Source organism: Maribacter aquimaris, from assembly GCF_014596745.1.
GTDB classification, from domain to species: domain Bacteria; phylum Bacteroidota; class Bacteroidia; order Flavobacteriales; family Flavobacteriaceae; genus Maribacter_A; species Maribacter_A aquimaris.
Window position 1 is genome coordinate 1 of sequence record NZ_JABTCF010000019.1, and the last position, 13,374, is coordinate 13,374.

10 protein-coding genes are annotated in these 13,374 nt (G+C 40.7%); 8 read left to right on the plus strand and 2 right to left on the minus strand.

The genetic code is table 11. The features are described from left to right. The first annotated feature begins 485 nt into the window (after positions 1 to 485). Together hemF and HPE56_RS19755 are read left to right on the plus strand one after the other, a co-directional pair. Positions 486 to 1,406 carry an oxygen-dependent coproporphyrinogen oxidase gene (gene hemF / locus HPE56_RS19750; protein WP_188245510.1) on the plus strand — a complete coding sequence of 307 codons (921 nt, stop codon included), beginning with the start codon at positions 486 to 488 and terminating at the stop codon, positions 1,404 to 1,406. Between the two features lie 7 nt (positions 1,407 to 1,413). After that, the gene (locus tag HPE56_RS19755; protein ID WP_188245473.1) at positions 1,414 to 2,028 is read left to right on the plus strand and encodes a hypothetical protein; all 615 of its coding nucleotides are present in this window, start codon (positions 1,414 to 1,416) and stop codon (positions 2,026 to 2,028) included. Here the strand turns inward: HPE56_RS19755 and HPE56_RS19760 are convergent. Further along, positions 2,015 to 4,651, minus strand: a complete 2,637-nt coding sequence (locus tag HPE56_RS19760) for a DEAD/DEAH box helicase family protein (RefSeq protein ID WP_188245474.1) — start codon at positions 4,649 to 4,651, stop codon at positions 2,015 to 2,017. The genes HPE56_RS19755 and HPE56_RS19760 overlap by 14 nt on opposite strands. Before the next feature lie 179 nt (positions 4,652 to 4,830). On the opposite strand from HPE56_RS19760, the gene hemB reads away from it, so the two are divergent. From hemB to HPE56_RS19785, 5 genes are all read left to right on the plus strand, one after another. Further along, a complete protein-coding gene (hemB, locus tag HPE56_RS19765) occupies positions 4,831 to 5,820 on the plus strand; it encodes a porphobilinogen synthase (RefSeq protein WP_188245475.1) in 990 nt (329 codons plus the stop codon). A gap of 19 nt (positions 5,821 to 5,839) precedes the next feature. After that, a complete protein-coding gene (locus HPE56_RS19770; protein WP_188245476.1) occupies positions 5,840 to 7,168 on the plus strand; it encodes a serine hydrolase domain-containing protein in 1,329 nt (442 codons plus the stop codon). A gap of 39 nt (positions 7,169 to 7,207) precedes the next feature. Then, positions 7,208 to 8,329, plus strand: a complete 1,122-nt coding sequence (locus HPE56_RS19775) for a CNNM domain-containing protein (RefSeq protein ID WP_188245477.1) — start codon at positions 7,208 to 7,210, stop codon at positions 8,327 to 8,329. After that, entirely contained in the window at positions 8,329 to 8,802 is a 474-nt protein-coding gene (locus HPE56_RS19780; RefSeq protein ID WP_188245478.1) for a methylated-DNA--[protein]-cysteine S-methyltransferase, read from the plus strand. The genes HPE56_RS19775 and HPE56_RS19780 overlap by 1 nt, the downstream gene beginning before the upstream one ends. Positions 8,803 to 9,051: 249 nt before the next feature. Then, positions 9,052 to 9,765, plus strand: coding sequence for a 3'-5' exonuclease (locus tag HPE56_RS19785; protein WP_188245479.1), 714 nt, complete (start codon positions 9,052 to 9,054; stop codon positions 9,763 to 9,765). Between the two features lie 65 nt (positions 9,766 to 9,830). Here HPE56_RS19785 and HPE56_RS19790 read toward each other — a convergent pair whose 3' ends face one another. Next, complete coding sequence (locus HPE56_RS19790) at positions 9,831 to 10,805, minus strand: endonuclease/exonuclease/phosphatase family protein (RefSeq protein ID WP_188245480.1); 975 nt, start codon at positions 10,803 to 10,805, stop codon at positions 9,831 to 9,833. A 76-nt stretch (positions 10,806 to 10,881) separates the two neighbouring features. On the opposite strand from HPE56_RS19790, the gene hflX reads away from it, so the two are divergent. After that, positions 10,882 to 12,093 (plus strand): GTPase HflX, encoded by a 1,212-nt coding sequence (hflX, locus tag HPE56_RS19795; RefSeq protein ID WP_188245481.1) that lies wholly within the window; start codon positions 10,882 to 10,884, stop codon positions 12,091 to 12,093. The last annotated feature ends 1,281 nt before the right edge of the window (positions 12,094 to 13,374 follow it).

Sequence of the window (13,374 nt, forward strand, 5' to 3'; positions counted from 1 at the left end):
AGAACCCTAACCGACATGAAATCGAAAACGAGAAGAAACAAGACCTGCAAGGTGTTGTCGACGAAGGAGACCTCCTTGTAGGTCTGAACTCCTCCGGAGAAAAAAAACTTGGTACCCAAGGGGATAACGGTAAAGAAAAAGAAAACCATACGAAATCAGACCTACAAGGTTCTGGAAACCTTGCGGGTCACCCAGAGGATAAGAACCCTAACAGACATGAAATCGAAAACGAGAAGAAACAAGACCTGCAAGGTGTTGTCGACGAAGGAGACCTCCTTGTAGGTCTGAACTCCTCCGGAGAAAAAAAACTTGGTACCCAAGGAGATAACGGTAAAGAAAAAGAAAACCATACGAAATCGGATCTACAAGGTTCTGGAAACCTTGCAGGTCTCCCCGAGGATAAGAACCCTAACCGACATGAAATCGCAAACGAGAAGAAACAAGACCTGCAAGGTGCCGTCGATGAAGGAGACCTCCTTGTAGGGCTGAACAGATCCGTAACCCGAGACAAATTCTACAAATACATCCAAGAATTACAAGAGACTATCACCAAGGGACTCGAAGATATTGATGGCAAGGCGAAATTCCAAGAAGATCTTTGGAAACGGCCCGAAGGTGGGGGTGGCCGTACCAGGGTCATCGAAAATGGAGCTGTCTTTGAAAAAGGCGGGGTGAATATTTCCGCTGTACATGGGGCTTTACCTGAAAGTATGCAAAACTACTTTGGTGTTAAGGATGCCGATTTTTTTGCTTGTGGACTTAGCTTGGTTCTTCATCCTAAAAATCCAATGGTACCTACGGTACATGCCAATTGGCGCTATTTTGAAATGTACGATAAAGCCGGGAATATTGTAGACCAATGGTTCGGTGGGGGACAAGACTTAACTCCGTATTACTTGTTTGATGAAGATGCCACGCATTTTCATTCGGTATGTAAAAAAGCATGTGATGCCCATCACCAAGATTTTTACACACAGTTCAAAAAGAAGTGTGACGATTACTTCTGGAACACTCACCGAAATGAGGCCCGTGGGGTTGGTGGACTCTTTTTCGATTATTGTAAAGCGGATGGGTCCATGGATATAAACGATTGGTATAATTTTGTAACCGAGATCGGAAACAGCTTTTTAGAAGCTTATGTACCAATCGTTATAAAAAGAAAGAACCTTGAATACAGTCAATCACAAAAGGATTGGCAAGAGATTCGACGCGGACGATACGTTGAATTCAATTTGGTACATGACAAGGGAACCCTATTCGGCTTAAGGACCAATGGTCGTATAGAAAGCATATTGATGAGTCTACCTCCACAGGTACAATGGCGGTATGACCATCATCCAGAGCCGGATAGTGAGGAAGAACGACTCCTAAAGGTGTTGGCCCAACCTAAAAATTGGATTGAATAGTTTTATCATGGGAAAAAATATCTTTTTAATCGCATTACTTTCAATTTTCGCTTTTACGTCCTGCAAAAGGTCAAAACGTACCAAAAGCGATATCGATATTGAGTTTACCCAAGATACCTTGGAGGTCGGTTATACGTATTGGTGGCCCGAATCAGGTCCATTTTTAGGACAATGCGGCGAGGAACTATCCTTGGTTTTCAGTGGAACTATAACTCAAATCCAAGAACCTACCGATGAAGCAGGACCCTTGTATAATTCACAAAAAGGATTCATTCAAATTGACGAAGTATATAAGTTCAAAGACTTGGGAGCTAATACCTATGCCCATCAACAGTTCTTTGTTTCCGATTGTTTTGAAGGATTAAACTTGAACGTAGACGACAAAGTACTCGTTTTCTGTTATGATTACGAAAATAACCTGAGTATTCCTGGGGGTAAATCCATTTTAAAACTAAAATCGATGGATGACCCTCTTATAACATCCATTAAAAAGTATATCGATTCCGACCAGAATCCGACCAAAATCAAAAAGGATAGGGAATTATGGGAGCAATATGGTCTTGGTTCTGCCCTGAATAGGATATTGGAGTGTGCCGAATCAGAACAGGTCAATGCCAAATAACACTTTGCTTTGTTTTCTCCCCTTGGGCGTTGGACATATGAAACATTCGAGCCTTTAAAAGCGCTTTTCTTCCCTGCAAATGTCGCGTGTAGAGCAACTTCGCATTTCCAACTGTCCTTTTCCAGTGCTTTAAAAACAACGTTGCATGTTCCTTGTTTTCCCCAAAGCGATCAGGGACCACCAAATAGCGCTGAACACCCATAAACCTTCTTAACCAATCCCCCCTTAAAAGTAAGTAACGGGGATTTTCAATCGGTGCAATAACCTGTTCCAGCGCATTTATGAAAAAGGTGCTTTCGTAGGTTGACATACCCTTGGGTACACAAGAAACCGTGCCCCTTACATCCAAGGAAACCACAATTTCCATATCGGCCATATTACTGGTCAAAAATCCAAGTTCATTCATGGTGTAAAGGACCGCCCAGCCTATTTTTTGCACATCTTTATGCATACGACCATGGTTGATGTATAATTTAAACACCCTAAAGGCCTTAACACCAAAACCAAATAGCAAGGCTGAGATAAGTGTATATATAAACTTCATCCACCCTCCGTGAAGTAAAATATTCAAATGCTTTAAGATGAATTCCGGGACAAAGTAGCCTAATGCGATTGACAATTCCAGAAATCCCAATAAAACCATATCCCGATAGTGTAGTCTTTTTTGTACCTGATAGGAATTCCCACCCTTATAGAATGATTTAAGTTCTTTGACCAGCCCGGTACCTCTGCCAATTGCTTTCTGCCAATTTTCCCGAATGTTATTTCTGTTTCGGGCAAGGTCAGCACTCTTTCGATTGGCTTTTTCAACTTCACCCCACTCTTTGGGTATTACGAAATCCAGACGATCCATTCCATTGGTTATACGCAGGGGTTTTGTATTCGATATCCCCATAAAGGCGGTAAACCGCCTATTTAACGTTTCAAGATCCTTCCCCCCTTCCTCATCCGAAGGATCCAAGCAAACCAGATGCCAGATTACGGCAGTCTTATCCGGGTTAGGGGCATAGCTTCTAATCGCCCTACCCCGCATTTGGTTTGAGGTTACAAACGAACCTACCGATGATGCTAAAATCAAGGTATTGATTGCCGGTGCATCCCAACCTTCCCCTAAAAGGGATTTGGTGCCTATCAGTGTTCGTACCTTACCTTTTTGAAAAAGATCCGTTATGATTCCAACCAGTGTTTCGGATACTTTGTTCTTCACTTTAATGGCAACAAAATTCAAATCAACGGCGATAGGCTTATGCGTAAAATTGGAACCCCCTAGGCTGTCACAAATGATTTTAAACACAACCTTACTTACGATGACCAAACTCCCCGTAAGAACAGCCATCGAGGATGGATCATGAAGAGCGATCCTTAATCGGTGAAATATAGGCAATACCCCTAATTTACTTATCCCCGACACACTGTCATCGGCTGTTTCCAGATATTCTTTCCGAATATAATCCGTAAGTACCACAGTACGTAAATGCGCTCCCATTTCCACTTCCGCCGCGGTAGCAATTTGCACTATGCTATTGAGTTTACCCGGACTGTTCGAAAGCGTACGGTAAAAAGATCCATTCCCGATAAGATCCACCCGATGGGTCTTTAAAACGCCTATTTTCCGCAATCTTTTTTCCAATGCCTTAAGACCTTCATCCTTGGCAGTTCCATGATTGCGTTCCTCAAATAAAATATAATTGAGAAGTATGGCAGCCCAATCATTCGTAAAAGCTGGGAATTCTATGCTATCTTTCCTTTCAAAGCCCAAAACCTTTAACTTTTGTCGTGGGATTTCCATACCAATGGCATGTAAAAATATCAACAGGGCTGAAAAAAAGGAAGGCTGTTGATAGATTTCGGGTAAAGAATCCCCTGTGTTCACATAAAACCGGTGATTCATCAATCGATCAATCAACCAAGTATCGGTTTTTAAACCTTGAACCATTTCGGCAACCTTAAGCCTAAAGTCAACTATAAAATCTATCGTCAATTGATTGGGAAGTGAAAAATGCACAAAATCCTGATGGGGACATAAATCCCCCTCTTTTACCAAATTGGGTATAGCTATTTCATCATCAACCTCACCACAGAGGTCAAAATACCTTTTTACCTCGGCCTGACTACTATCAAAAGGGGGCGTGGCCGTTAGTGCTACAACCATAAGTTCTTGATCCTGTTTTAGGGCAAATAGGCACTTCCACCATTCATTTTTAAGATGATGTGCCTCATCGAGCACAATGGTCTTTATTCCCTGCTTTTTAAAAAATCCAAGGAATTCAGATTCAGAAGCCATTCTTTTATAAAAAGCATGCAATCCTTGATAAGTGCTTAAGGTAATGTCCGAAGGCTTGTCAATAGAAAACGATACGTTCCCAAAATCCCCATTTTCGGTGAAATATTCCTGCAGTCTTTCTTCCCACTGGTTTCTAATGGTCAATGTTGGCGCCAAAATCAAGGTTCTATTCCCGATTTGTCTCAATATTTCAAGTCCGAGAAGGGTTTTTCCCGATCCTGGCGGGGCAATCACATGAAGGTGGTTGTCTGCCATATGGGTGGAAAGATTCCTTAAAAAAAACCCTTGATACCGCCGCCAGGGAAATCTAAATTTTAAACTTTGAAAACTCGCTACCAAATGACAATCGATTAATTTTGATAATGGTAGTTATTCAACGCAAAAGCATATATTTTATTGGGTCAAAGGCCTTTTCTAAAACACATTTTCTTTACTTTGTATATTATTTGGGTCGTATGTAATTATATGACTTCATTGGCAAAATACTATTCGATTAATTTTATTATAAAAAGCTGATTATGTATCCTATTATTAGAAATAGAAGACTGCGCGCATCAGAATCCATCAGAAGATTGGTTCGTGAAACGATTATAACCCCAGATGACTTTTTAGTCCCTTTATTTGTCGTCGAAGGCAAGAACGTAAAAGAAGAAATCCCTTCAATGCCCAACTACTTTCGGTTTAGTCTGGACAATCTTGAAAAGGAAGTGAAAGAACTTTGGAAAATGGGACTTTGTTCCGTACTCCTTTTCGTAAAGGTTCCGGAAAATTTAAAGGACAATAAAGGTACAGAAGCGTTGAATGCCGAGGGATTGATGCAACGTGCAATAAAAACAATCAAGAATGCCTGTCCTGAAATGTTGGTCATGACCGATGTAGCCCTTGACCCGTATTCCTCTTATGGCCATGATGGGGTGGTGTCTGGCGGACAAATACTGAACGATGAAAGCGTTGAGATTTTGGCCGAGATGAGTCTATCGCACGCTGTTGCCGGAGCTGATTTCGTTGCGCCAAGCGATATGATGGATGGCCGTATCCTCGCCATTCGTGAGGCCCTGGAAGATGAAGGTTATCTAAACACCGGGATTATGAGTTATAGCGCCAAATACGCCAGCGCCTTTTATGGCCCATTCCGGGATGCGTTGGATTCAGCCCCTGTTGACATCAAGAATGTACCCAAAGACAAAAAATCCTATCAAATGGACTTTGCCAATCGGTTTGAAGCCATACGTGAAACCCAATTGGATATTGACGAAGGTGCGGATATCGTCATGGTGAAACCTGGACTTGCCTATTTGGATATTGTCCGTGAAATACGAAATGAGGTTGAGGTCCCAGTGGCCGTCTATCAAGTTTCAGGCGAATATGCGATGGTGAAAGCTGCTGCTGAAAAAGGTTGGTTAGACCACGATGCAGTTATGATGGAACAACTAACCGCCATAAAAAGGGCAGGTGCCAATATCATCGCCAGTTATTTTGCCAAAGACGTTATTAAATTAATCAATTAGTGAAATTGATCTAAAATCAATGAACAAATTCATAATTATACTAATCGGTTTATTAATCTTTAAAGCCCATTCACAGGAAGGCACCCCCATTCCTTTACATATAAATACGGATGAAGGACTACCCTATGCGTCGCTTTCAAATATGGGGATGGATTCTACCTTAATCTACACAAGGGTTGATTCTATTATAACAAATGGTATAAATAATTCAGCCTTTCCCGGCGCCCAAGTATTGGTGGCCAAAAACGGGGCTATCGTATTTCATGAGGCCTTTGGCTACCATACGTACGATAGTATTCAGCCAGTCTCAAAAGATGATATCTACGATTTAGCTTCTGTCACCAAAGTAATAGGACCTTTACCTGCCATAATGAAATTGGTAGATGAAGGCAAACTTGATTTGGATGTGCCCTTTAGCAACTACTGGACGGACTGGAAACACAGAAAGAACAAAAAAGACCTCACCTTACGCGAAATATTGGCGCACCAAGCTGGACTTACCCCTTACATTGTTTTTCTAAGTAAAGTAATCAAGAAAAACGGTAGTTTAAAAAAGAGATTCATCCATAACGAACCAAATTCAAGATTCCATAATCAGGCGTACGAGCATTTGTATGTAAAAAACCGATTTAACCGTAAAATGTATCGCATAATCAAAAGGTCCAAGGTTAGCGATGAAAAAAAATATAAATATTCAGGTCTTGCGTTTTTGATTTTTCCTGAACTTATAAAACAGTTGACCGGGTCTTCCTATGAAGAATATTTATCCCGTAATTTTTATACCCCTTTGGGAGCATCCACTTTAGGCTTTAACCCCAAAACAAAGCACTTCACAAATAAGATCGTCCCTACGGAACTGGATACGATCTTTAGGCATTCGCTGACCCAAGGTTGGGTGCACGATGAAAATGCCTCCCTTTTGGGCGGCGTATCAGGCAATGCCGGTTTGTTCGGAACAGCGATGGATTTGGCAAAAATGATGCAGATGTATCAGAATTATGGTACTTTCAACGGTCATCGGTTTATCTCCGAAGCCACCATGAAAGCGTTTACCCGCATACAATATCCTGAAAATGACAACCGTAGGGGCTTGGGCTTCGACAAGCCCTTGATAAGGAACGACACCCTTGATCTTGCAGCGGCATATCCAGCTCCTGAAGTAAGCCCTGAAAGCTTCGGACATAGTGGTTTTACAGGGACTTTCATATGGGCCGACCCGAAAAACCAATTGGTATTTATTTTTCTTTCCAATCGCGTGAATCCAACCCGTGAAAATCGAAATCTATATAACCTAAATATCAGGGGAGCGGTGCAACAAGTCTTTTATCAATCGATAATCCCTGATTAACATACAATTATTACTATTTTAGTCAGATAAATCAAACCTATGGGAATACTGTTTTTTTACGCCTTTATCTCTATATTCTTTTCCTTTCTATGTTCCATATTGGAAGCGGTACTGTTGAGTATTACCCCAACATTCATCAATCTTAAGAAAAAGGAAGGGAAGTCGTATGCCGGAACCCTAGAAACCCTAAAAAAGGATGTTGACAAACCTTTGATTGCCATTTTAACCCTAAATACGATTGCACATACCGTGGGCGCGATCCTTGTGGGTGTACAGGCGAAAGTAGCTTATGCGGAAATGTACGGAAGCACACATCGAACCATTTTGGGAATGGAATTTACCGAAGACCTCATGGTTGGTGTTGTATCTACCCTAATGACCATTTTAATATTGGTCGCTTCTGAAATCATTCCAAAGACCATTGGTGCCACCTATTGGAAGGAATTATCGAATTTTACATCTAAAGCCCTTACCATAATGGTACTTGCTTTAAAATGGACGGGGCTATTATGGGTGTTACAGCTATTCACCAAACTGGTTGGAGGAAAAGGACATCACGGTAGTGTACTCAATAGGGAAGATTTTACGGCAATGGCAGACATCGCCCATGAGGAAGGTGTATTTCAGGAGTCGGAATCGATAATCATCAAGAACCTCCTGAAATTCGACGAAATTTTGGCCAAGGATGTTATGACGCCCCGAACCGTCATGAAAATAGCACCGGAAAATAAAAGTATCAAGGAATTTTTTGACGAAAACCCAAAACTTCGATTTTCCCGAATTCCGATTTATAAGGATAAGGTCGATAATATTACCGGCTTTGTTCTAAAAGATACGGTACTGGAGGAAATGATCAATGAAAATGGAAACTCCCCTTTATCAAATATAAAAAGGGACATTTTAGTAGTAAATCGCGACAAACCGATTCCCGACCTTTTTGAAACATTCATATCCCAAAAACAGCATATCGCTTTGGTGGTTGATGAATATGGTTCCGTTAGTGGTATGGTTTCTATGGAAGACGTTATTGAAACCCTTCTCGGACTTGAAATCATGGATGAAAGTGACAATGTGGATGATCTGCAGCATCTGGCACGGGAAAATTGGAAAGTGAGGGCCAAGCGCCTAGGCCTGATCGATGATAATGCCACATTCGAATAATGGAATCGGCATTTGTACACACCCCTTTGGGCATTGCCAAGTTGGAAGGCGATGAAAAAGGATTGGCATCCGTGAGCCTATTGAATGAGGAAGTCAGTACTACCTCCACAATTCCCGAAGTTCTAGAAGATGCCGTTTACCAACTCCAGGAATACTTCAATGGCCAAAGAGAGGCTTTCAGTTTAACCTTGAATGCCGAAGGAACCGATTTTCAAAAAAAAGTATGGACCGAGCTTCTTGAAATTCCTTACGGAAAAACGATAAGCTATTTAGCACTATCCCAAAAACTGGGTGATTCAAAAGCCATTAGGGCAGTTGCGGCAGCCAATGGGAAAAATCCATTATGGATTATCGTTCCTTGCCATAGGGTTATCGGCAGTGATGGTTCTTTGACGGGATATGCTGGCGGACTTCATCGTAAAAAATGGTTGTTAAACCATGAGAGTCCGGCCAAACAACAATCCTTATTCTAAAACTTACCGACTGCTTGGTCGGTTCTCCCGACAATTCTTCCAAGATTTAAGCCATTTGTGTATTTCACCGACCCAAAGACACCTTAAATTGATTTTTAGTGCCTTAAAAGGCTTTAAAATGCCTCACGACACAAACTACTGGGTCGGTTTTGGGTGATTTTACCACTTTTGCCCTATTACCCCCTATTTCTGGTCAAAACCACCAGATTTGGGCTTAAAAACATTTCCGATAATTTGTATCTTTAATCCATGCTTCACAAAATCCAATTAGAAAATATCCTGTTTTTAGATATCGAAACGGTACCTGAAGTAGCCGATTACCAAGAATTGGACGATGCTAAAAAAGAATTGTGGGAACACAAATCCCAATACCAACGAAAAGATGAATTTACTGCGGAAGAATTCTATGACCGTGCAGGTATTTGGGCCGAATTCGGAAAGATCGTCTGTATCTCCGTAGGATATTTTCATATGACAGGAAATCTAAGGGAGTTCAGGGTAACCAGTTTCCAAGGTGAAGAACCCCAATTGCTTGAGGATTTCAAAACCCTATTGAACACCCATTTTAAATATCCGAAGCATTTGCTTTGCGCCCATAATGGCAAGGAATTCGATTTTCCTTATATCGCACGGCGGATGATTATTCACCGTATAGACCTTCCCCATAAATTGGACCTCTTTGGTAAAAAACCTTGGGAAGTACCCCATTTGGATACCATGGAACTATGGAAGTTCGGGGATTACAAACATTATACCTCCCTAAAACTAATGGCCCATATCTTGGGGATCCCCTCACCAAAGGAAGATATTGATGGTAGTATGGTTCGCGATGTTTTTTATGAGGAAAAGGATGTCGATAGGATCGTAACCTATTGCGAACTCGATGTCGTAACCACAGCACAGGTTTTTTTGCGATTACGCAATAACGATTTATTGGCAGATTCCGAAATCAAGAAGGTTTAATGGTAGAACAGCCTAGTAGGTGCCTAAAATATGGATACCCCCTTTTCTAAAGCTGCCATCGGAACTCAACTATTATACTTCAATTGGATGTATACCGGAAAATGGTCGCTATAACCTCCCAAATACTTACGGCCTGCATACGTTCGAAAAGGTGTTCCCTTGTACTTTCCTTTCCATTCTGTCAATAAATGCTCATCAAAAATATTGGCATGGGCAAAGCTGTGGGTTCCCTTCTCGTAATTAAAGAAATTATGGGAAACGATAATCTGGTCGAACAAACTCCAACTCCGTCTATAATTGGCACTACCCCTATTGGGCGACCCTAATTTCTCCATAGGATTATACAAGCCTGTACCATCGGTCAATAATTGGATACTATTGGAACTTGGGTCATCATTAAAATCCCCCATGATAATGAAGTTAGGTTCCGGATGTTGCGCTTCAATTTGTTCCATTTTAAGCTTAATGGTCTTGGCAGCCTCTACCCTTTTGTAATCCGTGGCTACATCACCGGTTCTACGGGAAGGCCAATGATTGACGAACACATGAACAAGCTCCTCGTTGAGTTTGCCATGAACATATAGGATATCCCTAGTCGTATCCCTTACCCCTTCTGCATTATACACCAATAAGGGAATGGGTTCTGAATGCAATACTTCAAAATGGTCATTATGGTACAATAAGCCGGTATCAATCCCCCTTTCATCGGGAGAGTCGTAGTGTACATAACCATAGTCTATATCCTGTAAAGGCCCTGCATTGATCAAATCCTGTATTACGGTTTCATTTTCGACCTCAGCAATACCCACCAAAGCAGGAGGCCGTTCTGTGGATGCCAATCCGATTTCAGAAATGGTCTTTGCCAATTTTAAAATTTTCCTCTTATATCTCTTCGGGGTCCATTTTTTGAAACCTTTGGGTGTAAAATCAACATCCAAGGTATCTGGATCGTGCATTGTATCAAAAAGATTTTCGAGATTATAGAATGCTATTGTATGAAGACCTTGTTTCTTTTTCTTCTTGAAAAGTGAAAATACCATGCATTTAAGTTAAGGGAATCAAATTTACGAAAATAGCTTGGTCAGTATTATGTAAATTTGCATATTAAATTAGACTATGTTAGAAAAGAAAGCGATAGAATACGAAAAAGTTGTCCTTATCGGGGTCATCAATAAGGAACAAGATCAAGAAAAGGTGAATGAATATCTTGATGAACTTGAATTTCTTACCTACACTGCTGGGGGAGAGGTCATGAAGCGCTTTGTACAGCGTGTCGATGTCCCGAATCCAAAGACCCTCATCGGTAGTGGTAAGATGCAGGAGGTAGAGGACTATGTGGAAAAAAATGATATAGGCTCCATTATCTTTGATGATGAGCTTTCCCCTGGACAACAACGTAATATTGAAAAACAATTGCGTTGTAAGATTCTGGATCGTACCAGTCTTATCCTTGACATATTTGCACAACGGGCCCAGACAAGTTATTCCAGAACCCAGGTAGAGTTGGCGCAATATGAATATCTACTTCCCCGTCTTACTGGATTATGGACACACTTGGAGCGTCAAAAAGGGGGTATCGGAATGCGTGGGCCGGGTGAAACGGAGATTGAAACCGATAGGCGTATAGTTCGTGACCGTATTTCATTATTGAAGAAAAAATTGTTGAAGATAGACCGGCAGATGGAAACACAAAGAGGCAATAGAGGCGCTCTTGTACGTGTTGCCCTTGTTGGGTATACCAATGTAGGTAAGTCAACATTAATGAATGTCATTAGTAAAAGTGATGTCTTTGCGGAAAATAAACTTTTCGCCACATTAGACACTACCGTACGGAAAGTCGTCATTGGGAATCTTCCGTTTTTACTCAGTGATACGGTAGGATTCATTCGAAAATTACCCACCCAGTTGGTCGAAAGTTTCAAAAGTACCTTGGACGAGGTTCGGGAAGCAGACCTTTTACTGCATGTAGTGGACATCTCACACCCTAACTTTGAGGAACACATAGCCTCTGTAAACAAGATTTTGGATGAAATTGACAGTGCAGACAAAAAAACCATTATGGTTTTCAATAAAATAGACCAATATCACCATCAAACCATAGATGATGATGACCTGGTAACCGAACGAACCACAAAGCATTTCACTATTGAGGATTGGAAACGGACATGGATGCAACGCATGGGGGAAGATGCATTGTTCATTTCAGCACTGAACAAAGAAAACCTTGATGAATTCCGGAAACGGGTATATGATGTCGTCAGGGATATCCATGTAACGCGATTCCCCTATAACAATTTTCTTTATCCAGAACATTTAGACCAATATTAAGCCGTTAAAACCATTGGAAGTAGTGCCGTTCATCGGAGAAATCATACCGTTAATTTTTTCACAACATTTTAGGTCGGGTTCACAACATATTTTAGGCGAAATCGTCTAGGCAGACTTATCTTTACATCATAATTAAGTGATAGCATTGACCCCAAATCAATTCAAGAACTTAATCGAAAAACCAGTGTGAGTTCCCCAAACGAGCACTGATCCTACTAATAGCTACCTGATGAATATCAGAACTGGTATTAACCTACTTAAGAAAAAGCCCTTCCCAAAAAAAAGGGCTTTTTTTATACCTTAAATCCTCACGTTATTTTAGTGTAACAACACCTATGAAGTGCCGTTCATCGGAGAAATCATACCGTTAATTTTTTCACCACATTTTAGGTTGGGTTCACAACATATTTTAGGCAAAATCATCTAGGCAGACTTATCTTTACATTGTAATTAAGTGATAGCAATGACCCCAAATCAATTCAAGAACTTAATCGAAAAACCAGTGTGAGTTTCCCAAACGAGCACTGATCCTACTAATAGCTACCTGATGAATATCAGAACTGGTATTAACCTACTTAAGAAAAAGCCCTTCCCAAAAAAAAGGGCTTTTTTTATACCTTAAATCCTCACGTTATTTTAGTGTAACAACACCTATGAAGTGCCGTTCATCGGAGAAATCGTACCGTTAATTTTTTCACCACATTTTAGGTTGGGTTCACAACATATTTTAGGCAAAATCATCTAGGCAGACTTATCTTTACATTGTAATTAAGTGATAGCATTGATCCCAAATCGATTCAAGAACTTAACTAGAGAATTAAAGGTTTCCCCAAGCCTTTTTTAACCTACAAATGACTACCGAAGTTTATTCGGACCAAATTTTACCATCCTACTTAACTGAAAAAAGCTCTTTCCCAAAAAGGGCTTTTTTTATACCTTAAATCCTCACGTTATTTTAGTGTAACAACACCTATGAAGTGCCGTTCATCGAAGAAATCGTACCGTTAATTTTTTCACCACATTTTAGGTTGGGTTCACAACATATTTTAGGCAAAATCATCTAGACGGACTTATCTTTACATCATAATTAAGTGATAGCATTGACCCCAAATCGATTCAAGAACTTAACTAGAGAATTAAAGGTTTCCCCAAGCCTTTTTTAACCTACAAATGACTACCGAAGTTTATTCGGACCAAATTTTACCATCCTACTTAACTGAAAAAAGCTCTTTCCCAAAAAGGGCTTTTTTTTATGGGATAAAACTACAGGTCCTAAACAAT